Annotated in this window: 17 protein-coding genes; 3 read left to right on the top strand and 14 right to left on the bottom strand. The window is 63.1% G+C overall.

The window, feature by feature from the left end:
- The 9 genes from C2I35_RS21225 to C2I35_RS21270 form a co-directional block, all read right to left on the bottom strand.
- On the bottom strand, nt 1–1,089 hold the full coding sequence (locus C2I35_RS21225; RefSeq protein ID WP_103765077.1) for an ABC transporter ATP-binding protein: 1,089 nt from the start codon (nt 1,087–1,089) through the stop codon (nt 1–3).
- Between the two features lie 17 nt (nt 1,090–1,106).
- Nucleotides 1,107–1,880, bottom strand: a complete 774-nt coding sequence (locus tag C2I35_RS21230) for an SDR family NAD(P)-dependent oxidoreductase (protein WP_103765045.1) — start codon at nt 1,878–1,880, stop codon at nt 1,107–1,109.
- 1 nt (nt 1,881) lies between these two features.
- Entirely contained in the window at nt 1,882–3,465 is a 1,584-nt protein-coding gene (locus C2I35_RS21235) for a class I adenylate-forming enzyme family protein (protein ID WP_103765046.1), read from the bottom strand.
- Entirely contained in the window at nt 3,453–4,520 is a 1,068-nt protein-coding gene (locus C2I35_RS21240; protein ID WP_103765047.1) for a hypothetical protein, read from the bottom strand. Before C2I35_RS21240 ends, C2I35_RS21235 begins: the two co-directional genes overlap by 13 nt.
- Before the next feature lie 27 nt (nt 4,521–4,547).
- On the bottom strand, nt 4,548–5,360 hold the full coding sequence (locus C2I35_RS21245) for an ABC transporter permease (protein ID WP_103765048.1): 813 nt from the start codon (nt 5,358–5,360) through the stop codon (nt 4,548–4,550).
- A gap of 9 nt (nt 5,361–5,369) precedes the next feature.
- The gene (locus C2I35_RS21250; protein WP_103765049.1) at nt 5,370–6,188 is read right to left on the bottom strand and encodes an ABC transporter permease; all 819 of its coding nucleotides are present in this window, start codon (nt 6,186–6,188) and stop codon (nt 5,370–5,372) included.
- 96 nt (nt 6,189–6,284) lie between these two features.
- Nucleotides 6,285–7,343 carry a polyamine ABC transporter substrate-binding protein gene (locus C2I35_RS21255; protein ID WP_103765050.1) on the bottom strand — a complete coding sequence of 353 codons (1,059 nt, stop codon included), beginning with the start codon at nt 7,341–7,343 and terminating at the stop codon, nt 6,285–6,287.
- Nucleotides 7,344–7,374: 31 nt separating this feature from the next.
- Nucleotides 7,375–8,292 (bottom strand): 4-hydroxy-tetrahydrodipicolinate synthase, encoded by a 918-nt coding sequence (dapA, locus tag C2I35_RS21260; RefSeq protein ID WP_170067272.1) that lies wholly within the window; start codon nt 8,290–8,292, stop codon nt 7,375–7,377.
- A gap of 879 nt (nt 8,293–9,171) precedes the next feature.
- Complete coding sequence (locus C2I35_RS21270) at nt 9,172–9,378, bottom strand: hypothetical protein (protein ID WP_103765053.1); 207 nt, start codon at nt 9,376–9,378, stop codon at nt 9,172–9,174.
- A 186-nt stretch (nt 9,379–9,564) separates the two neighbouring features.
- Here C2I35_RS21270 and C2I35_RS21275 point away from each other — a divergent pair, with 186 nt between their 5' ends.
- Nucleotides 9,565–9,855, top strand: a complete 291-nt coding sequence (locus C2I35_RS21275; RefSeq protein ID WP_103765054.1) for a hypothetical protein — start codon at nt 9,565–9,567, stop codon at nt 9,853–9,855.
- A gap of 139 nt (nt 9,856–9,994) precedes the next feature.
- Nucleotides 9,995–13,291: a CapA family protein gene (locus C2I35_RS21280; RefSeq protein WP_103765055.1), complete on the top strand. Its 3,297-nt coding sequence runs from the start codon at nt 9,995–9,997 to the stop codon at nt 13,289–13,291.
- On the opposite strand, the gene C2I35_RS21285 is transcribed toward C2I35_RS21280, so the two are convergent.
- The 5 genes from C2I35_RS21285 to C2I35_RS21300 form a co-directional block, all read right to left on the bottom strand.
- Nucleotides 13,276–14,718 carry a UDP-N-acetylmuramoyl-tripeptide--D-alanyl-D-alanine ligase gene (locus C2I35_RS21285; protein WP_170067273.1) on the bottom strand — a complete coding sequence of 481 codons (1,443 nt, stop codon included), beginning with the start codon at nt 14,716–14,718 and terminating at the stop codon, nt 13,276–13,278. The two genes, C2I35_RS21280 and C2I35_RS21285, sit on opposite strands and share 16 nt — an antisense overlap.
- 106 nt (nt 14,719–14,824) lie before the next feature.
- On the bottom strand, nt 14,825–16,432 hold the full coding sequence (locus C2I35_RS22345; RefSeq protein ID WP_211286209.1) for a hypothetical protein: 1,608 nt from the start codon (nt 16,430–16,432) through the stop codon (nt 14,825–14,827).
- A 647-nt stretch (nt 16,433–17,079) separates the two neighbouring features.
- Nucleotides 17,080–18,117: a hypothetical protein gene (locus tag C2I35_RS22245; RefSeq protein ID WP_170067274.1), complete on the bottom strand. Its 1,038-nt coding sequence runs from the start codon at nt 18,115–18,117 to the stop codon at nt 17,080–17,082.
- Nucleotides 18,102–18,977, bottom strand: a complete 876-nt coding sequence (locus C2I35_RS22250) for a BapA/Bap/LapF family prefix-like domain-containing protein (protein ID WP_170067275.1) — start codon at nt 18,975–18,977, stop codon at nt 18,102–18,104. Before C2I35_RS22250 ends, C2I35_RS22245 begins: the two co-directional genes overlap by 16 nt.
- Before the next feature lie 249 nt (nt 18,978–19,226).
- Nucleotides 19,227–20,798 carry a BapA prefix-like domain-containing protein gene (locus tag C2I35_RS21300; RefSeq protein ID WP_146050109.1) on the bottom strand — a complete coding sequence of 524 codons (1,572 nt, stop codon included), beginning with the start codon at nt 20,796–20,798 and terminating at the stop codon, nt 19,227–19,229.
- Nucleotides 20,799–21,093: 295 nt separating this feature from the next.
- Here C2I35_RS21300 and C2I35_RS21305 point away from each other — a divergent pair, with 295 nt between their 5' ends.
- The gene (locus tag C2I35_RS21305) at nt 21,094–23,031 is read left to right on the top strand and encodes a hybrid sensor histidine kinase/response regulator (protein ID WP_103765058.1); all 1,938 of its coding nucleotides are present in this window, start codon (nt 21,094–21,096) and stop codon (nt 23,029–23,031) included.
- The last annotated feature ends 52 nt before the right edge of the window (nt 23,032–23,083 follow it).

The raw sequence follows: 23,083 nt of genomic DNA on the forward strand, positions 1-23,083 counted from the left end.
TTACTTGTCGAGAATGACCGTGTTTTCCGGCAGCCAGCCCACGGTGACCTCATCCCCGATTGCCGCCCGCGTGGTGGAGGTTTCGGAAATCGTGGCCACGAGCATCTCCATCCCGCCCGCAGCCTGAACCGTGAGACGCGTGGTGCTGCCGACAAAGGCGATTTCGGTCACCTTGCCAGTGATCCTGTTCTCGGTCGATGCCGCATCCGCGGCCCCAGCATGCACGAGGTGCAGGCGTTCCGGGCGGACCATGGCGGCAAGACGCGTGCCGGCGGCCTGCGCGAAGGTCGGCACGTGGATCACGTCGCCGCTGTCGATCTTCAGAGTGTTGCCGTCCTGCGCGGTGCCTTCCATCATGTTGGATTCACCGATGAACCCGGCCACGTATTTGCTGTTCGGCTCGAAATAAAGCTCGTCCGGGGTGCCGAGCTGGGCGATCTCACCCACATTCATCAGGCAGACCCGGTCGGAAAGGTTCAGCGCCTCTTCCTGGTCGTGGGTCACATAGATGAAGGTGGTGCCCATCTCCTGGTGAAGGCGCTTGATCTCGCCCTGCATCTGCTCGCGAAGCTTCTTGTCGAGCGCGCCCAGCGGTTCGTCCATCATGATGATCTCGGGCGAGTAGACGATGCAGCGCGCGATGCCGACCCGCTGCTGCTGCCCCCCAGAAAGCTGGCGCGGCTTGCGGTCCTCGAAGCCTTTCAGACCGACACGCTCAATGGATTCCATCACCCGCGTCTTGATCTCCGCCGAGGGCACGCGGCGGGTGCGCAGCGGATAGGCCACGTTGTCGAACACGGTCATATGCGGCATGAGCGCGTAGTTCTGGAACACCATGCCGATGCCCCGGTCGCGCGGCGGCACATTGGTCAGGTCGCGACCGTCCAGCATGATCTTGCCAGAGCTGGGCGCGATGGCGCCAGCGATCAGGTTTAGAAGCGTACTCTTGCCGGAGCCGGACGGCCCCAGCAGGGTCAGGAATTCGCCCTGCCGCACCGCGAGATCGGTGGGTTGCAGGGCCACGGCATTCCCGAAGGACTTGGAAAGCCCTTCAAGGGAAATGCTGATCGGCGCTTGGCTGTCGGTCATGGTTGGCCCTTTCACGGTCAGTCTTTTACCGGCACGGTATAGGCAAGCCGCAGGCGGCCACCGTCCACATACATCGTCTGTCCGGTCATGTAGCTGGCATCGTCGGAGGCAAGGAACACGCAGGCCCGGCCGATTTCCCGCGCGGTTCCGAGCCGGCCCATCGGGGTCCGGGCAAGGATGCCCTTCATCGCCGAGGGATCGGTGCTGAAGATCTTGCTGAGCAGCTCGGTTTCGATCGAGCCGGGGCCGACGCCGTTCACCCGGATGCCATGCGGCGCAAGGCCGAGCGACATAACGGATGTGAGCTGGTTGATGCCGCCCTTCGACACCGCGTAGGGCACGATGGTGGGGCTGCAAACCTCTGCGTTGATCGAGCTCATGTTGACGATTGAGCCCTTCACTTCATGGGCGACCATCCAGCGCGCGGCGGCCTGCCCCACAAGGAACGCGCCCTTGAGGTTGACGGCCATGACGCGGTCGAAATCCTCTTCCTCGATTTCGAGGATGGTGGCGTTGTGGTTGATCCCGCTGTTGCACACGGCGATGTCGATCGACCCGAAGGCCTTTTCCGTGGCAGCGATCAGCGCTGCTACATCTATGGATTTTGTCACGTCGCAATGGGTGTAGCCGCAGACATCCGTGCCCAGCTCTTCCGCCAAGGCCTGGCCTTTTTCATCCTGGATATCCGCGATCATCACGCGGGCGCCCTCTGCCACGTATTCGCGCGCGATACCTTCGCCGATACCCTGCGCCGCGCCGGTCACGATGGCGGTCTTGCCTTCAAGCTTCATGTCAGCTCCTTTCGGTGTTCTTGGTGCAAGCCGTGTCGAAATCGCCGGCCTCCTGTGTTTGCGGAAGCAAGTGCTTCTGAATCCGCTGTGTCGGTGTCTTCGGGAAGCTGTCCACCACGGCCCAGAACCGCGGCACCTGGAAGGCGGCCATCTGGCCCTTGCACCACTCGGCAATCGCCGGGATGTCCAGATCCGCCGGATCGGCGGGCAGCACGTAGACCTTCAGCTCCTCGTCGCCCATGTCGTCCTTGACGCCAATCACGGCCGTCTCGGACACCTGCGGGTGATCGTTGATCGCCATCTCCACCTGCGCGGAAGAGATATTCTCCCCCCGGCGACGGATGCTGTGCTTCTTGCGGCCCTTGAAGCTGATATAGCCGTCCGCATTGCGCACCCCGAAATCACCGGTCAGGAACCAGTCGCCCCGGCGCGCCTCGGCGGTGGCCGCGTCGTTGTTGTAATAGCCCACGGTCAACACGCCCGGCTCCCGCTCGCGCACGCAGATCTCGCCAGTCTCGCCATCTACGCAGGGGGTGCCATCCTCGGCCATCACCTCGACGTCGAAAAAATCTGCTGCCTTGCCGACAGAGCCGACCGGTCCGCCGATATTGATGGTCGAGAAGCTGGAGGTTTCGGTCATGCCATAGCCCTCACGGATTTCCACCGCGTAGCGGCGCGCGAAATCTTCCCACACTTCAACGGGGCATCCCCCGCCCCATGCAATGCGCGCGCCATGGGTCTTGTCGATCTCGGCCTCGGGCTGCTTGAGCAGAAGCTGCAGCATGCCACCCACGAAATGCACATGGGTCGCGCCGCATTCCTTCACCTCGTGCCAGAAGCGCGAAGCGCTGAAGCGGGGCACCATGTGGAGCCGCACGGGCACCATCAGCGCCATGACCAGCACCTCGGTGCCGAAGACATGGTAGATCGGATCCCAGAAATGCAGCACATCGCTCTGCTGCACATCCGACAGCCAAGCAGAGCTGAGCGCGCTGGCCTGCACCATCCGATCGGACATCTGCACGCCCTTGGGCATGCCGGTCGTGCCGGAGGTGTAGAGGATGATCCGCAGGTCGGACCAATGCCGCGCCGCGCCGGTGAAGTCGGCGATTTTGGCGCCGTAAGTGGCGCCATCGGAGAAGGCGAACTCCCCCGCCCCGTCGCGCCACAACACGCGGGGCGCCTCTGCCTCGGCCAGGGCTTCTTCGTACATGCGATCGGCGATCAGCAGCGCCGCTTGTGAATGGGAGAGCTGGTAGCTCAGACTCTTGCCGCGCAGCGCCACGTTGATCGGCACAAGCACCGCGCCCATCTTCGCCAGTGCGAAGAAGGTGATGACATGGTCCGGGTGATGGCTGAGCATCACGCCCACGCGGTCACCGGATTTGATCCCCGCGCCTGCAAGCCGGCCGGCCATCTCCCCCGCCGCGGCGTCAAGGCCGGCATAGGTCAGCTGGCCGTCATCCCACGACAGGTAGACATGGTCCGGATTGTCCCGCGCCGCCGTCTCGAGGAGGGACGCAACCGTCTCCTCCTCGTCGAAGTACGGTGGTCCCGCATGTTGTGCGAGGGTTACCAAAGCCATTTCCCTTCATCCGTCACGGTCCAGCGCTCGATGCAGGTGGTCTCGTCGAACTCCCGCGTGATGGAGCAATGGCCATTGCGCTGGCGCACCACCATCTTGGCGAATTCGAACACCGCCTCGCGCAGCGCCGGATCGGGCTGGTCGGTGAAGGGCACGAGGCCGTCGAGCACCACAGTGGCCGACCTCTCGCCAGTCTCGACGGAGACATCGTTGCGGAAGGCGGTGAAGATCGTCGCGAAGAGCTTGACGATGCTTTCCGGGTCATTGTCCTCGCAGCCGGTCTTGGCGGCGAGATCACCGGAGAACTGAGCGCCAAGCATGCGCATCGCCATCGAGATGACGTAAGACGCGCTGTGCACGCCGAGCAGTTCGTACAGGATCGAGACGACGTGGCGCACGTAGTCGGTGCTGTAGTTGTAGCCACCTTTCAGAACGCGGGCTTCACTCCACAGCTCGGGGTTCAGCTTGGGCGCGGTCTCCGGGTCGAATTCCGGCGAGGTTTCCACATGCTCGACACAAAAGCGCTCTTCGGGGCTCAGGTCGTGATCATATTCGTAGAAGTAGCCCTCGTCATAGGGATGGCCGTCCGCCACGAACTTGGTGGCCACCCATCCAAGGCGCGGGCAATCCAGCAACTCGCCATTGCGCGGGTGCCAGGTCGACAGGATCGTGCGGCGCACCGCGGGCGGCACGGCAAGGGCCGCGATCCCGGGATAGGAGCCCCAGGGCGCCATGTAGCGGATCCAAGCCTTGCGATCACTCTCGACCACAATCTGCATGTTCAGGCCGCCGATCGAGTTGGAGTGATAATGATAGAGGGCCGCGGTCACCGCCGGCGGGTTGTCCTTGATCTCCAGCTTGTCGAGCGCCTCGATGAACCGTTCCTTCTGCTCTGACGACAGCAGGCGGCGCCAGATCTGGACCAGCGTATCCTCGCCCTTCTCGCGGTAGCACATGGCGGTGATGCCGGACACCATCATCCATGCGACGCCACCTGCCAGAGCGGTTCGTTCGCTCAGCTCCGCGAAGGTTTCGTCTTTCTTGACCTGTTTCATCAATACAGTCCTTTTGGTTCAGAGAGTTTAGCCAGCCATCGGCGTCGATTTGCGCAGCCCCGCCACGATGAGCGAGACGACCAGCGACATGGCCGTAAGAAGAGTGGAGACTGCCGCGATCACCGGGGAAATCTCCCAGCGAATCGAGCTGAACATCTTCACCGGCAGGGTCACCGTGTCCGAGCCGGACAGGAACCATGCGATCACCACCTCGTCGAAGGAAATCAGGAAGGCGAAGAGACCGGCCGCGATCAGCGACGGAACGAGTTGCGGGAGCACCACGGTAAAGAACATCCGCATGGCGCTGGCCCCCATCAGCTGGGCGCCGAATTCCAGGTTGCGGTCCAGCTTCTGGATGCCGGCGATGATCATGACCATCACGTAAGGTGTGGTGTAGATCACGTGGCCCAGCACCAGTGCGAAAGTGCTGCCGGTGATCCGCAGATAGGAAAAGTAGAGATACAGTCCCAGCGCCGTCACGATGGTCGGCACGACAAGCGAGCTCATCATCAGGCCGGAGATCAGGCTTTTGCCCGGGAAGTTGTAGCGCGCGACCCCGTAGGCGGCGGGCACGGCCGTCAGCAGCACCACGATGGTGGTGATGACCGAGACCTTGGCGCTCATCAGCACCGGGTCTGTCCAGTCGGAGGAGGAGAAGAAGATCCGGAACAGTTCCACCGAGAATTCCTCTGGCGGGAAATTCAGATCGCCCGGAGGGCCGAAAGCGATGGGCACCACGACGAAAATCGGCGCGAGCAGGAAGAGATAGCCGAGGGTGGCCAGCAACGTGCCGAACCTGCTCAGGCGCGCTTGGATTGGATCCTTGATTTTCTCAGACATGATCGGTCCTCACAGGGCGGCGCGGCGGTTGCGGGCATAGACGGTCCCGACGACGATCAGGGTCATCCCGAGCAGGATCATCCCGATGGCGGCAGCCGTGTTCCAGTCCAGGGCTTCGCGGGTGTAGAAATCCACCAGGTTCGACAGCATCGCGTCACGCGGGCCACCAAGCAGGGCGGGAATGATGAAGAAGGACAGCGCCATCACGAAGACGCTGGCCAACGCGGCGATGATGCCGGGCACGCTCATCGGCAGGGTCACGGTCCAGAAGATCCGCGCCGGGCGCGCCCCCATGATCGAGGCGGAGCGATAGACCGCAGGGTCGATCGCCAGCAGGCTAGCCAGAACCGGGAATACGACGAAGGGCGTGAGGTAGTTGGTCATGCCGATCAGCACGCCGGTGCGGTTCAGCAGCAGCGACATGGACAGCTGCCCGCCGCTGATCGCGTCCAGCGCCGAATTGATGATGCCTGTGCGGCCAAGGATGATCGTGAAGGCGTAGCACTTGACAAGAACGCTGGTCCAGAACGGCAGCAACACCAGAATGAGCAGGAAGGCCCGGCGCTTCGCGGGCTGGCGCGCAAGGTGTAGCGCGATCACGTAGCCAATCAGCAGGCTCAGCGCGCTGGAGGAGACTGCGATGACCATCGTGGTCGACAGCGTGCGGTGGAACAGCGTGCTCTTAATGATCGAGATATAGGACCCCAGCGAAAAGTCCGGCCCCTCGACCGAGGTGTAGAAGATGTAGAGCAACGGCAACGCCGAGATGCAGATCGCAATGATCGCTGCCGGCGTTACGAAGATCGACGCTTGGCGGAAGTCGCGCATGACGGATCATTCCCCTGCTTCAAGAGGTTACGGACAGATCGAAAAATTCGAGGCCACGGGAACGGTCGGCGGGCGAGGCCGCCGACCGCGAGCGGGTCAGATAAGGACCCACTCCTTGAAGCGCCGGGAAACTTCTTCGAAATTATCGGCCCACCAAGCGTCGTTCAGGACAAGGTGGTCCGGGTCGCTGAGATCGGGCAGCCAGGACTGGCTGTCTTCCGTGAGCATGGGAACAGCAGACTTGGAGACCGGCGCATTGCCGAGAAGTTCCATCGTCGCCGCCTGAATTTCGGGGCGCATGGCGAATTCGAGGAACCGCATCGCGTTTTCCTTGTTCGGCGCGCCTTTCACGACGGCAAGATATTCAAGACCGTTCAGGGTCTGGTCAAAGGAGAACTGGATGTTGCCGCTTTCGCTTTGCGCGCCGGTGGTGCGCACGCGGCTGGCATAGGTGTAGCTGAAATCGACCTCGCCGGTGCGCAGCAGCGCGATGGTCTGCGGCGTGGCGCTGACCCAGGAGGCGACTTGCGATTTGATCTCGTCCAGCTTGGCAAAGGCGCGCTCCACGTCCAGCGGGTAGACATCGGCCGGGGCCACGCCATCGGCCAGCAGCGCCGCTTCCAGCGTTTCGCTCGGACGGTCGCGGAAGGTGCGCAGGCCGGGGAATTTCTCAAGGTCGAAATACTCGGCAAAGGTAGTCGGGTGCTCGCCCTCGCCGAAGCGGTCCGCATCCCATGCGATGCCGCCGGCCCAAGTGTAGAAGGGCATCAGCGTCTCGGTCGGCGCGAGGGTCATGTCGTCCACGTCAAGCATCGACTCGTCGAGCGGCTCCCAATAGCCTTCCTTCTCGCCGGAGGCGCCCATGGCGCCCGGTGCGTCGAACACGTCCCATTCCACGTTGCCGGTCATGACCTGCGCCTTGACCTTGGCAAGGTCCGGCGTATCGACGATGTTCACTTCGATGCCGGTTTCGGCGGTGAAGGGCTCGATCACGCCTTTCACGACGGAGTCGCGATATGCGCCGCCCCAGGTCACGAAGGTCATCGAGTTGGACTGCGCCAGCGCAGAGCCCGGGCGAATGATCATCGGCGCGGCAACCGCGCCGGTCAGGCCCGCAAGCACCTTGCGGCGCGACAGAGTGACGTGTTTCTTCATCTTTGGTTAGCTCCCAGTTGGCAAGTGAAGGTTAGTTCTGGTTTGCTGCCGATTTTTCCTTTTCCAGGATCGCAGGCAGGGCGAGTTTCAGGGCTTCGACAACCTCTGGGCTGGCGGAGCGGAGGGGGGGCAGACAGCCGCCATGCGAAAGGCCCATTAGCTCTAGCGCGGCCTTGATCGGCCCCGGGTTATGTTCCCGGTACAGCATCGAGATGAAGGGCATGATCTCCTGGTGGAGGGCCAGCGCTTCGGCGTTCTTGCCGTCGGCGCAGAGCTTGTAGACCTTGTTCCAAAGGTTCGGGATGATGCAGGAGCCGGCCAGCATGCCGCCCCTCGCGCCCATCGCCATATGCAGCGGGAAGACATCTTCCTGCCCGGTCAGGATGCTGACCCGGTCCCCCACCAGCTCCACCGTCTGCATCTGGTAGCGCGTGTCGAGGCTGCAGGCCTTCATCGCGGTTACGCGAGTCTCGTCGGCCAGGCGCACCACGGTCTCCAGCGACAGCTGGATGCCGGTGCGATAGGGGATTTCATAGAGCATCAGAGGCAGGTCGACACTGTCGGAGACGCGCTTGAAATAGTCGACGAAGCCCTGCTCGGTCGGGCGTGCGTAATATGGCGTCACCAGCATCAGCATGTCGGCGCCGGCGGCGGCGTATTCTGCGGCCTCTTCCAGCGTGTCGCCAAGCCCCGGCGACAGAAGCCCCGGGATGACAGGCACCCGACCCGCGACCGCCTCTAGCGTTGCATCCAGCATCCCACGCTTTTGCCGCCGGCTGAGGGCCGTTGCCTCACCCGTACCGCCGATGGGCGCAATGCCTGCGGTATTTGCGGCAATCAGGTTCTCGATCATATCGCTGACAGCGGTGCGGTCAATGCCACCCTCTGCGTCGATAGGCGTGGGTGTGGCACTAACGATGCCTTCGATTTTGTTGACGGTACTGGTCAAGTCGCAGGATCCGGGTATTGAATGCATTTTCAGTATACGCATTGCACACTCAAACGTATTTTAGGTCAATACCCAAGGTGCACTAAAATTTTTTATGAATACATTTCAGGGTCGTAAAGGTGAAGTGTTGGTGGAATAGGGGTCGGTTATTTGGGCCTAAACGGGCCCAAAAGGAGCTGAATGAGGCGGATTGCCCGGAACATTTGGGGCATGAAGCGACTCACTTCGCCAATCAGGGGGGGGATCAGGGGCAGGCGACGCTCTGTCCCTAAAACGTGACAGCAGCGCAAACGGCCGGTCAAATGGCCACTCGCGCCCCCGCTTTTCGTCAGGTCGCGTTTATTCCTCGACTGTCAGCATGGTCTTGATGGCGCGGCGCTCATACATCGCGCAATATACTGCCGGCACCTCGGCAATCAGTAGGGTCATGTCAAATACCTTGCCTAGTTGGATGTGCCATCCAAAAGCCGCTGCATTCGACCGGGCGGTGAGGTCATGCGTGGAAGTATTTTGATCCCACCTGATTGCAACGGTCCGGTTGGGTCGGGTTTGGTGATCACGATTACTGGCGTATTTCCGGCTTCTCTGAGCGGCCTGGTACATCGTCGCCGCGAGCTCCGATGGATTTCCGCTCGCTTCTCCCTCATCGGCTCCAAGGCATAGGCATCGGCCTTACTGGTCTACAAAGGAGGTTTAAGAAGCAGCGGATCGTACCCTTCATCATCTCCTGCCAAGCCCCTTGCCGCCGGCTCTGCCCACAACGGTCTAGTACCTGATCCGCCACATCCTGAAGCGTCCTTGTTGCGTCACTTCTCGGATCAGGCCTCTCTCTTCCATCCAGGTTGATCTGCCCCCATCGGGTGGTCCGGGTTTCCGCCCTTAGTACCAGCTGGAATCCGCAATCGAAGAAAGACTTCCGAAGCGCGAATCCCGATCCTTCCAGTACCCAATCCTCTCGACCAGCTTCTCGACGATCTCGAGCACCCGGGCGACCTGTTGCAAGTCTTCTTCCATGCAAACGCGCACTTCGGCGTCATCCTCAGCTTCGATATGCTTCAGCAGCTCGTCGCGCTCTTCTTCAAACATCTGCGACAGGCACTCGGGTCTCTTCTTTTGATTTCACAAAAAGCGGCGCAGCCCCGCGGATTAGGCTCGGTTCGAGAAGTATACCTGTCTTCGCTTGCGGCTGGCCCTTGAAGGGAAAACATTTGTATGTTACGCATATACTTAATATTATAAGCTACATACCATTGATAATAAACGTGGGAAGCTATGGCGGCACTTGAACGGCACGACAGCATCGAACACCATAGATCGGGTCCTGGCGGCGCAGAGCGCGAGAGTGGGAACATCATAGGCATCATCCTCATAAGCATGATCTGCGGAACGACGGCCGCGATCACCGCGTTCCTTTTCGGCGCTAGTCTGTGGACCATGCTGCTCCTCTATTCGCTGGTTGGCTCAGCTTCAGGGCTGCTCGTGCCGGCGGTCCAAATGATACGTTCCTCCGCAAAGCGCAAAGATGCTTCCGGCTTGGTCCTGCGCCGGCCCGAAGGATATTGATATCCAGCATCGCATCACATGCGCGGGTGGGTCCGAGCGGCATCCGGTCGCAGGGCGCAGCCTGCTGCGCGGTAAGGCTGCCACGGTTCCATAGCGCAAGCTTGCCCTGATCAACGGCCATGCGGTATTTTGGATCATCATGAAAAACGCACACGCGCCCTTCGAGAGCCTCGGCATCAAGGATCTCGTTCCGCCCATCGCAGCCCATCCCGAGGCCCCCCTGTCATCCCTTCTGCCACAGGCACGGTCAGCGCTGACCTACGCGCTAGCCTCGGCCGAACAGGATGCGCCCCTGCGCGTATTCTTTTCGATCTGCGACGGCAAAACCCGCGCCCGAGTCGTGCATGTCGACGGTCCGGATTCCGAAACGATCTGGCGCCGGTTCGACGAGTGGCGCAGCGCCTGGCCCGAACCGGATCCGCAAGTCCGCTGGCTGCGTATCGATTGGGTGACCCGCACCTGGAACCTGACATGGGAGCAGTGCCAGCTCGCCATCCGGAGCAGCAAGCGCAATTATTTTCGCTACGGCATCGCTCTCGACCCCGACTTTCGCCAGGCATTCCTCGAACAGGAACTGAACGCCAACGCCATGCTCTACCTCGGCAAGGACCGGCACGAGGGCGGACTGAATGCGAAAAACACGCAGATCTACGGTCAGCGTCGCTTCGGCCGGGGCTTTCACCTGCCCGAGGCACCGACCGATCCGGTGCGCCTCTTCGCCACCGATGCCTTTCTTCTTCAGCCGGACCGGCCCCCGGTGCCCTTGCACGGGTTCAGCGGCGGCACCGAGGGCCGCGACACCGGGCGCCGCCAGGTCGATCCGCTTGACGCGGCCACGGTCGAGAACATGGTGGACCAGTCCAGCCGATTCCTCGCGGCCCAGGTGGATCCGGAAGGCCAGTTCGTCTACGGCGTCCACCCCTGCTTCGACCGTGAGATAAAGTCCTACAACACCCTGCGCCACGCCAGCACAGTCTATGCCATGCTCGAAGCGTGGCAGGTCACCCGCGACGCCGGGCTCAAGGCCGCGATCGACCGCGCCCTGCGCCTGCTGACCGAGGGGCTCATCCGGCAATACACCGTCCCGGGTGGCGAACGCGTGGCCTATCTCCTCGACGTTAACAACGAGGTGAAACTGGGCGGCAGCGCGGTCTGCCTTCTCGCCCTCGTCACCTATACCGAACTCACCGGCGACGAACGCCACCTGCCGCTTCTGGAACAACTGGCGCAGGGCATCGCGCTCATGCAGGACCCGGACTCCGGGCAGCTGTCGCATGTGCTCCATGCCGAAGACCTGTCCGTCAAGGAACGCTTCCGCATCATCTATTACGACGGTGAAGCCGCCTTCGGCCTGATGCGCCTTTACGGCCTGACGAAGGACCCGCGCTGGCTGGCTCTCGTGGAAAAGGCCTTCGACTACTTCATCGCGCAGGAACACTGGCGCACCAACGATCACTGGCTCGGCTACTGCGTCAACGAACTAACGCTCTACCGCCCGGAAGAGCGTTATTTCCGCTTCGGTCTGCAAAACGTCGCCACCCATCTCGACTTCGTCATCGACAGGATCACGACCTTCCCGACGCTGCTGGAACTGATGATGGCGGCACACAAGATGATCCTCCGGCTGGAGCAGAGCGAGGCGCACCGACACCTTCTCAAGCATCTCGACCGTGACAAGTTCTACCGCGCGCTGGAGACCCGGGCGCGCTACATGCTGAACGGGTTCTTCTGGCCTGAAACGGCGATGTATTTCCGCAATCCGCAACGCATTCTGGGGAGCTTCTTCATCCGCCATCACGCGTTCCGGGTCCGCATCGACGACGTGGAACATTACCTCTCCGGCTTCGTGGCCTATCTCCGCCACTACCTGCACCGCGAAGTGGCACCGACGCTCCCGTCGCCCGCCCCGGCCCCGGCGCGGGATCTGCCGCGGCCTGCCGACGCGGTGCTGGCCTGCGGCGGTGCGGTCAACCTCAGCCGGCGCCAGCACATGCGTACGGCCCAGCTCGGGGCACAAAATGTCCTCGACATCCCCGAATTACGGGCCGCCGACCTTGCGGTCGTGAACCTGGACTGCGTCGTCAGCACCCTTGGCAAGCAAGGCACCGACAAGGGCGAGGACGGTCCTTTCTACTGTCGCGCCCGCCCCGAGTTGCTGCGTGTCCTGACCGCCGCCGGTGTCGATGCCGTCACCGTGGCCAACGCCCATAGCGGCGATTACGGGCCGACCGCCCTGCAACAGCAGCACGAAATTCTCGACGCGCTCGGAATCGCCAGCACAGGCAGCGGCGCAGACCGACAAGACGCTTTCAACCCCGTCGTCTGCCGCGCGGGCGACATGCGCGTGGCCCTTCTCAGCGTGGACACGACCCAGCATCGCTTCGCCGCCGGCGATGATGGCTTCGGCACCGCCTACCTGTCACCCACGGATCCCCGGGCATGGCGCCGCGTGATGGCGGAACGGATCGCGGCAGCCCGCAACGAGGCCGATATCGTCCTCGTTGCGGTGCATTGGGCCGCGCGAAGCACTCCTACCCGGGACAGCGACATTCGCACACTGTCCCACGCCCTTGTCGATGTCGGCGCCGACGGTGTGCTCGGCACGACCGGCCCGCATCTCCACGGGATCGAACTCTATCACGGGAAACCGATCATCCACGGCACCGGCTCCCTGCTGTCGGACACCCCGCGCGCGTGGTTCCGACCCGGCGGGCTATTCCGCCTGGGCCTGTGCAAGACCGGGATCACTTGGGTCGAATACGTGCCCGTTGGTATCGGCGACGGCTTCAGCCAGCGTCTCGACGGCGAAGCGGCAACTCGGGCAATCGACAGCTTCGATGGCGCCTGTCAGGCGCTGGGTACAACGCTCACCCGCACCGCGGAACAGGCCTTCGTCCAGCTCGCCCCCTCGGCACCGCGTTCCGTCAGCACCGCTGCACCAGCCATCAGGCCCTCCGACCGCTACCGTCACGACCTCCTGGCCCGTTACACGCCCGATGCCGCCTTGGGACAGGCAGGCTTCGTTCCCGGCGATGCCCGCATCGCACCGGTGACGCTGAACGGGCTTCAGCTTCTGGGAATGAGGGTAAAACCCCCAGTAATCACCGGCCGCCAGATGCTCTGGATAGAAACCTGGTGGTCAAGCCCGAAACCTGTCCCCGAAGATCTTCGACTCAGCGTTCTCGCCATCCCGCTTGGATCACGGCACGCGGCCGAATGGGGCAAAGGGACCGATCACGATCCCTGCGACTGGATGCAGCCCACCACCCGCTGGCAGCCGGGAGCGATCTACTATGACCATTGCGGCCTGCGCCCGCCCGCTCTGGAACATATCGCGCCCGGAGCGCTACAGCTCGAACTGAGAGTCCTCGGCCGCAGACCCAACACAGAGTGCTATCTCTTTCCGCGGCCCATCCCGGTTCAGTTACCGGCCTGAACACGGGCGTACGTCGCATCGGCGCCTGACGGCACATCCGCAGACGTCTCGCACGTGTATTCGTTCAGCAGGGTGGTCACCACGCGATTGAGTCCAGTTGCGTTCGAGCCCTTGACCATGACGACGTCATCCGCCCGCACCTCTGACTCAAGAATATTCAGAAGGTCCTCTGGTCCATCCAGCGCCTGGTGGCCGGACAGCTTATCGATGCCTTCGAACTCCGGGCCCAGCGTATAGATACGGTCCAGCTTTAGCTGGCCCAGATAGGCCACCAGCTTGGCGTGCTCCTGCGCGCTGACATCGCCCAGCTCCGCCATCGCCCCCAGCACCGCAATCCTCCGGCCCTGTGTGGGCGTATTGCGCAGGTGGATCAATGCCGCCCGCATCGACGCCGGATTGGCGTTGTAGGAATGGTTCAGCAGCACGCAAGCCCCGGACTGCACCGGCAGTCGATGCACCTCGCCTCTTCCGCTGGTGACACGAAAACTCGCGAAACGCTCCGCCAGTTGGTCCAGCGGCAGGCCCAGGGCGTGATACACCGCGCAAGTCGCCATGAAATTCTCCAGCATGTGCGGCCCGTGCCGCAGACATTGCGCCAGTTGCAGGCGCCTGTCGTCCACGCCGATCGTCGCCACGCCACGCCGCGCGTCGAACCCCAGCAACACGACGTGGTCCTGTGCCCGTCGTCCGTAGTGGATCACCTCCAGCCCCTTCTTGCGGGCAACCTTCTGCAGATACGCACCCTCGTGCATTCCGCTGTTGAGAATCACCGGGGCACCGCGGCGCATCCCGTCAAAGATCCGCGCCTTGCGTTCGGCAATCGTGCGCAGGTTCTGATGATAGAGGACGTGTGCCAGCTGGATATTGGTAAACACCGCGACGTCAGGCCGTGCCAGTTTGGAATTGTCCGCCATGCCACCGATTGCAAGCTCCAGCACCACGAACCGGTCGCGCTCCGACGCACAGCCCAGGTTCCAGGCCACGCCTCGCGGTCGGTTCCCGCTCTCACGCGTGGCGTAGACCGGACCGAACGCCCGCAGCGCATGGGCGGTCAGATCCGTGGTTGATGTCTTGCCCGAACTGCCCGTGATCGCCACGACCGGCGCCGTGATCCGGCCACGCGCATCTTTCGCCATCCGCATCAGCGCCGTCATCGGGTCGGGCACTTTCAGGATCGCCTCCGCCTCAAACGCCGCCGGCACCTCACCTGAAACGACCACCAGCCGCGGGCGCACATTTTCGCGTGCCAGCGTCTCCTGCGTAATGCCGAATGCCATCTCGCCGGTTCTAAGGAAAACGATATCGCCAGGTCGGTAGGTCGGGAAATAGGTCGAAATACCCGAAACGACGCGTTGTTCGTTCTCGACGTGCACCCAGGCCGAGTCGGGCAGGATCGAGGCGACCTTGCTCAATATCCAGTCAGGCATGCAGGCGTCTCCCTTCCCCGGAAAGCAGCATGACAGTTGCGCGCGCATGGGCCGAAGGCCCTCCGGCCCCGGGCAACATCTGCTCCGGGGCCGGGGTCGGGTCGGACTACATCGCCGTGTCGTCGGTTCCGCCGGTCAGCCCGTCCAGCAGCCCGCCATCCAGCAGGCCGTCAGTCAGACCGCCAAGAACACCACCGCCGCTCGACGGGTCGCCGTCGGTGATCAGCACAAGGTCTGTCGCATCCGCTAGCAAGCCCTGGTCGCCGATCACATCGCCCAGCACCCCGTCATTGCCAGTCACGTCGCCAAGGACACCGCTGTTGCCGGTGACATCGCCAAGCAAACCGCCGTCCGACACCACGTCATCCAGCAGTCCGGCATCCGAGCCCGTCAGCCCCGACAGCAGACCATCAAGCGGGCTGGTTTCGCCGCCCAGCACACCATCCAGAGGGCTGCCGTCGCCGCCGAGGAGACCGTCCAGAGGACTGCCTTCGCCGCCCAGCAGACCATCCGTCAGACCACCCAGCAGGCCGGCTTCACCGGTCAGCCCATCCAGCAATCCACCGTCGCCGCCAAGCAGGCCGTCAAGCGGGCTGCCTTCGCCGCCGAGAAGACCGCCCAGCAGACCTTCGTCGCCGGTCAGGCCCTCCAGCAGACCGCCCTCACCGCCCAGCAGGCCATCCAGAAGGCCGCCACCACCGGTACCGTCGTCCGGCGTGCCGCTTTCGCCCAGCGCGCCGGTGCCGGTCAGGTCACCGACCAGACCGCCCGAGCCGGTCACGTCGCCCAGGGCCCCGTCGTTCAGCAGGAGGTCACCCAGCAGGCCGTCGGATCCGGTGACATCGCCCAGAACGCCGTTGTTGCCCGTCAGGTCTCCCAGCAGGCCGCCATCGGACACCACGCCGTCCAGAAGGCCGGTATCGTCGCCCTGAACACCATCCCCCAGGATCGGCTGCCCCAGAAGTTCGTTGCCAAGGTCGCCAAGCGCGCCGTCTGCACCAACCAGGTCACCAAGCAGCCCTTGCGAGCCGGTGACGTCGCCGAGGAGACCATCATCGTCGGTCACGCCGGCCAGCAACCCGCCAGCGCCGATCAGCGGATCGAGCAACCCTTGAACATCGGCATCAGCGTCCGCGTCCGCGTCTGCGTCTGCGTCTGCATCCGCGTCGGCATCCGCATCGGCATCAGCGTCGGCGTCGGCGTCCGCATCGGCGTCAGCATCTGCATCGGCATCTGCATCGGCATCTGCATCTGCATCGGCGTCTGCATCAGCATCCGCATCGGCATCCGCATCGGCGTCGGCATCCGCATCGGCGTCAGCATCCGCATCGGCGTCAGCATCGGCGTCCGCGTCTGCGTCAGCGTCCGCATCTGTATCATCCACCGGCGAACTGCCGCCGCCGCTCGCGGCCACCGCGGCAAGACCCAGGCCACCAAGCACGGCCGCCGCGACCCCCTCTTCAGAAAAGCCGGCGCCAAGCCCGCCCTCTTCCGTCGGGTCGCCATCGACAACCGGACCGTTGCCGTAAACGATGCTGTGCAGCGACCCGTTTTCGGTCGGAACGTAGTAGTCCTTGACCGTCACCATGTCGCCATTGCCGAAGTCGATGACCAGGTCATCGCCCATCCGTACATATTTCTCCTGGCCGGTCTGATCCACATTCAGGAAAACACGGGGCTCGTCCGGAGACGCTTGAATTGTCTTGTTAGCCATCTTCTCTCACACTCCCATTTATCAGCGGCCCAATATGGGCCTCACCCTCACCCAGAGCTTATGGATGTATTTCAACGCTATAAGCATGTTGTCAATATTTTAGTATGTATTTAATAACCTTTCGTATGGTTAAATATTAATCACCGAATGCTTCTGTCGCAGTCTCGTCACAGTCCCAGCCATCCGTTTGCGCCTGAACCTCCATGTTGTCAGATCCCGCAAGCCTTTGGTATGTAATGCTTTTGCCGTTCCGCTCAGGACTGCAGGCCGAACCACGTAGACCGACAACGCCCCCGAAGGCCCCACCGCATCTCTCCATCGGAATGAATTTCCGCCCTATTTCTCTGGACTTGAGCGATCATTCGCACAACACTGCCACGTATCACTCACTTGGTAATTCCCTTCTTTCGATGGAGAGAGGCGGACCATGCTAGGTGAGTGGTGGTGGGGGGTGGCACAATCCGCCTCTCTGCTGGGGCGCCTCCAGTACGGGGCGTCCCAGCGCTCGAAGAAGGCTTTCAGGGGGCCTCCTCCTACGCCTTCCTGTCAGCCAGGTCAGCGATTCCGGGTTCTCGTCTGCGCGTATCCACGCCCCTTTCGGATTGCTTCCGGGCGGCAGATCCGCCCGGAAGCTTGACCTTCCGGTCCTAGACCGGTGTATCGTCGCCGCCGCCGGTCAGCCCGTCCAGCAGGCCGCCATCCAGCAGGCCGTCAGTCAGGCCGCCCAGCACGTCACCGCCGCCCGACGGATCGCCGTCGGTGATCAGCACCACGTCCGTGGCCTCGGCCACCAGCCCTTCGTCGCCGATCACATCGCCCAGCACGCCGTCATTGCCGGTCACGTCGCCGAGGACACCGCTGTTGCCGGTGACGTCGCCCAGCAGACCGCCGTCCGACACCACGTCATCCAGCAGCCCGGTATCCGGACCAGTTAGCCCCGACAGCACTCCATCCAGCGGGCTGCTTTCTCCTCCAAGCAAGCCATCCAGCGGGCTGCCTTCGCCGCCCAGCAAGCCATCCAGCGGACTGCCTTCGCCGCCCAGCAGACCATCCGTCAGACCACCCAGCAGGCCGGCTTCACCGGTCAGACCATCCAGCAATCCACCGTCGCCGCCCAGCAGGCCGTCAAGCGGGCTGCCTTCGCCGCCAAGAAGACCATCGAGGGGACTTCCCTCGCCGCCGAGCAGACCACCCAGCAGGCCCTCGTCGCCGGTCAGCCCGTCCAGCAAGCCGCCGTTGTCGCCAAGAAGACCACCCAGCAGGCCGTCGTCGCCTCCCATGCCGTCATCCGGCATACCGTCCTCGCCCAGCGAACCGGTGCCGATCAGGTCGCCGACCAGCCCGTCCGAGCCGGTCACGTCGCCCAGGGCCCCGTCGTTCAGCAGGAGGTCACCCAGCAGGCCGTCGGATCCGGTGACATCGCCCAGAATGCCGTTGTCGCCGGTCACGTCGCCCAGCAGGCCGCCATCCGAGACCACGCCATCCAGAAGGCCGGTATCGTCGCCCTGAACACCATCCCCCAGGATCGGCTGACCGAACAGGTCGTTGCCAAGGTCGCCAAGCGCGCCGTCTGCACCAACCAGGTCACCAAGCAACCCTTGCGAGCCGGTGACGTCGCCGAGGAGACCATCATCGTCGGTCACGCCGGCCAGCAATCCGCCAGCACCGATCAGCGGATCGAGCAACCCTTGAACATCCGCGTCTGCATCGGCGTCTGCATCGGCGTCTGCGTCAGCATCGGCGTCAGCATCGGCGTCTGCGTCAGCATCGGCGTCTGCGTCCGCGTCGGCATCAGCATCAGCATCAGCATCTGCGTCAGCATCCGCATCCGCGTCTGCATCGGCGTCTGCATCGGCGTCTGCGTCAGCATCGGCGTCTGCATCGGCGTCTGCGTCAGCATCGGCATCAGCATCCGCATCTGCGTCAGCATCCGCATCTGCGTCAGCATCGGCATCTGCGTCAGCGTCAGCATCGGCGTCCGCGTCAGCATCGGCATCAGCGTCCGCATCTGCATCTGCGTCAGCATCGGCGTCCGCGTCAGCATCGGCATCAGCGTCCGCATCTGCATCTGCGTCTGCGTCAGCATCTGCATCGGCGTCTGCGTCAGCATCCGCATCAGCGTCTGCGTCTGCGTCAGCATCTGCATCGGCGTCCGCATCCGCGTCTGCGTCTGTATCATCAACAGGCGCGCTGCTGCCGCCGCTTGAGGCCACCGCCGCAAGGCCCAGGCCACCGAGCACGGCCGCGGCAATACCTTCTTCCCACCGAGCACGGCCGCGGCAATACCTTCTTCCGAAAAGCCAGCACCAAGGCCTCCGCCTTCGGTGGGGTCGCCATCGACGACCGGGCCATTGTTATACACGATACTATGCAGCGATCCGCTCTGGGTCTCGACATAATAATCCTTGACCGTCACCGTGTCTCCGGTGCCCAAGTCGATGACAAGATCGTTGCCGGACCGCGTATAGACTTCCTGCCCAGTCTGATCGACATCCAGAAAGACGCGCACCTCGGTCGGGGACGCTTGAATTGTTCTATTCGCCATATTCTCCACTCCTATTTAACCCCCCTCGCACAGGCCCCTGAAATATACAGCCTTAAGTATGTGCGAAAGTCTTAAGTATGTATCAGACGACCTTAAGCACTAAAAGTCAAGCCATGACCGCGCCATCAAAGGTAATTTTCCAGCGCCCGCTGCCGAAGCCCCGGACAGGCCGGGTCGGTTTCAGTCCCCCGGAATAAGGAACGCCCCACCAAAAGGCGGGGCGTCAAGGTGCCGATCCGGCAAGGCGGATCAGATGAGGGAGTCTTCTCCTCCGAGAAGACCGCCGAGCAAGCCGTCATCTCCTCCCAGCAGGCCATCGGTCAATCCCCCGAGCAGGCCGCCGGAGCCCGATGGATCTCCGTCCGTCAGCAGAACGAGATCGGTCGCTTCCGCCACGACCCCTTCGTCGCCGATCACTTCACCGAGAACACCGTCGTTTCCAGTCACATCACCCAGCACGCCACTGTTCCCGGTCACGTCGCCCAACAGGCCGCCATCGGCAAGTGCCGGATCGAGCAATCCGTCGCCCTCGCCACCGAGCAATCCCCCGGTCAGGCCGCCGAGCAGACCATCATCACCTGTGACGCCACTCAACAGGCCGTCGCCCCCGGTCACGCCGCCTAACAGGCCCTCGTCGCCGCCAAGCAGGCCACCCAGCAGCCCCTCGTCGCCAGTCACGCCGCCCAGCAGGCCATCGTCGCCGCCAAGCAGTCCACCCAGCAGCCCCTCGTCGCCAGTCACGCCGCCCAGCAGGCCATCGTCGCCGCCAAGCAGTCCACCCAGCAGCCCCTCGTCGCCAGTCACGCCGCCCAGCAGACCCTCGTCTCCGGTCACGGCACCCAGCAACCCATCGTCGCCAAGCAGCCCACCGACAAGACCGTCCTCGCCCAGCAGGCCGCCTGCCAAGCCGTCAGTGCCCAGAAGACCGCCCACGGGGCCGTCGCCCCCCAGCAATCCGCCTGCAAGGCCGTCTTCGGCCAACAGGCCACCGACAAGGCCGTCTTCCGTCAGCAAGCCGCCGACCAGTCCGTCCTCCGTCAGCAGGCTACCCACAAGACCGTCCGGTTCGACAAGGCCAGAGGTCAGTCCCGTCGTCCCGAGCAGCCCGCCCAGAAGGGATTCGTCCCCCAGCAATCCGTCCGTCACGCTGTCCAGCGGGTCGTCCGACATCGAACCGTCACCGATCAGTCCCGCGCCCAGCAGGGAACCAACAAGACCGTCACTGCCGGTGACCGCACTCAGCAGGCCGTCGTCGCCGACAAGCGTGCCCAGCAAACCTTCCGAGCCGGTGATCGCGCCTAGCCCGCCCTCGTTGCCAGTGATTGCGCCAAGAATACCATCGTCGGCAATAACTGAATCGAGCACACCGGTCGTTTGCTCCGGCTCGGGATCTGGATCAGGGCCGGGATCGGGATCAGGGTCCGGATCGGGGTCAGGGTCCGGATCAGGGTCCGGATCGGGATCGAGCGCCACGCCGCCGTCGCTGTCGTCCAGGTGCGACGCCAGGGCAATACCCCCGATTCCCGCCCCGGCCGCCAGCCCTGCCCCGAGACCGTTCATCCCGAAACCCTCGCCTAGGCCTGCAACGGCTTCCTCGCCCATCACGCCTTCAACGCCACTATAGCTGCCGTCCGCGTAAATAAGGCGATGCGCCTCTCCGTTCGCGGCGCCGCCGTAGAACTCACTGACGCGGATGGTGTCTCCATTCGTCAGTTCGACCATCAGGTCGTCGCCGGACCGCGTGAATCGGCTTACGCTGTCTTTGTTGACCGAAATTTGAACGTTCACGGCGTCACCCGCCATCTGTCCACTCGTCGCCATATCTTACATCCTTTTAAAAAGGCCCCCTGAGGCCAGAATCACAAACTTAGGATTGCCCCCACGGCAATTTAACTATCAAAGGTATGTATTAGATAAAACCTTTTGTCTAGTTTTTATATCCTTCAGCGTTGCACCTTTGCCAGTTTCCGAAGAACCTCACCAAAAAGTAGGCGCACATGTTTCTCGGCGCTGGCCTTTCGGCAAGATTGCACGCGACAGATCCGGCGGCTCCGCATAAGGTCGCAGTGCCTTCGATCCGCCATTTCAACTATCGTACCGGGATGAAAGCACGCGCATGACGTCCGACACGCCCAGGTCATCCAGCAAGCCGGTGTTCGGCATGCGACCGGTGATCCAGACAATCGCGCGCATGATCGCCACGGACCGCCGCGCGTCTCTGCTGGCCAGCGACAGCGGCAAGGTCCTCCTCGCCAACCCGCCCGCGCAACGGCTCGGCCTCAACCAGGCGGCCCTGCGGGAGAAGTTCGATTGGCCTACTCTGTGCACGCAGGCCTACCGCGCCGGCAGCACTGCAGCCTCCCTTTCGCTCGGCACGATGGAGCTCGAAGGAGAGGTGGTGCATATTTCCCTCGGCGCGCGCGACGGCTACCTTCTGCGCCTGGCCGAGAACGACCACGAGGCGTCTTGGCTGCGCAATCGCTCCCGCTCGGCCACCCTGCTGCGCGTCGCGCACGACCTGCGCACGCCAATTCAGTCGCTCGTGGCAACCGCTGAAAAGATGATCGAGACCGAGCACGCAACCGAAGCGGAAAGGAAGCAGGACCGCGATCAGTTGAGGCACTCTTCAGAGGTCGCTCTCGACCACATCAGCAACGTTCTCGGCGTCATTCGCGGAGACCAGAGCCTGGCGGGAATCCGCCCTGACGAGACCTTCAACATCACCGAGGAACTCAGGTCGATGCTCGTGGTGATCGGCCCGATCGCCCGGCAACGCGGCCTTGAACTGAAACTGCGACTCGACCCGCACGAGGATATCTGGGTCCACGGGCCGGTGCAGTTCGTGCGCGCCCTGTTCCAGAACGTGATCGACAACGCGGCCAAGCACGGCGGCACCGAGGTCGAGATCAGCCTGACCTGCCGTGCCCTGCCCTCGACCGACGGCACGGACGACAGCCTCAGGATATCCCTGACCGTCAAGGACCTTGGCGGCGGCCTTCCCGAAGACCAGAAGGCGCGTCTGTTCAAGGCCGTGGGTCAGACCAGGTCCCTGGGCGGTAGCGCCGCCAACCCGCCCGATCGACCTTCGGCCGGCCTGAACGTGCTGGCCCATGCCCTACGTCAGCTCGGCGAAAAGCTTGACCTCGAAGACCGCCACGTCCGGGACGACCCGGACGGCGCGGTGACCGGCACCGTGATCGAGGTCACGTTTCCTATGCTGAGGGGCAAAAGGGAGATCCCCCCCGAAGCATCGGCACACCAAGCAGGGACCGAAGACAGGGAATTGTCCGGCATCGGCATCATCCTCGTCGAGGACAGCCCCTCGAGCCGTGACTGGATCGGACAGGTCCTCAGAATCGCGGGCGCCCGGGTCTGGGCGGCCGGGAACGGGGCCGAGGCGCTGTCGCTGCTGGACTGTCCGGACGTTCGGGACAAACTGAACCTCATCATCACCGACATGACCTTGCCCTATATGACCGGTGTCGAATTCGCACATCGCGCCCGTAAAGAGATCAGCGTGCCCTGGACCGGCCCGATCATCGCCCTGACCGCGCATGTCGGCCAGAAGATCGTCGATGCCTGTCACGCCGGCGGCATCGAGAAGGTCCTCGAGAAGCCCGTACGCCCCGCGATCCTGCGCGAAGTCATCCTGAATGTGATCGACTCCAATCGCGCGGATGGCGCCGACGCGGCACCCGCGGCCCTTACGTCCGCCAGCGCACCGCAGGAGCAGCCAATCCCGCTCAACAGCTACATCGTCAACGACCTGCTAGAGCAATTCGGGAAGTCCGGAGCCATCTCCTTCATGCAACGCGCCCTCAACGAGGCTTCCGATGTTCTGTCCCGCCTGCGCGACGACGGCATCGGCCCGGATACGGGCCGCATGTTACACGCGGCCACCGGAGCGTGTACGCTGACCGGACTTTCGATGGTCGAGGCCGCACTGCGGGCCTTGGAGCTAGCGCTGGAGAATCAGCAATCAACTGAACCGGGCATCGGTCAGCTAGAATCCGCGATCGTGGAGACGAAAGCCGCTCTTGAAAGACTTGATTGAGAGTCTTCTGCATTCCAGAGTCTCAAAAAGCGCACACTTCCGCGCGTATCGT

It is taken from the genome of Roseovarius confluentis, from assembly GCF_002917925.1.
GTDB classification, from domain to species: domain Bacteria; phylum Pseudomonadota; class Alphaproteobacteria; order Rhodobacterales; family Rhodobacteraceae; genus Roseovarius; species Roseovarius confluentis.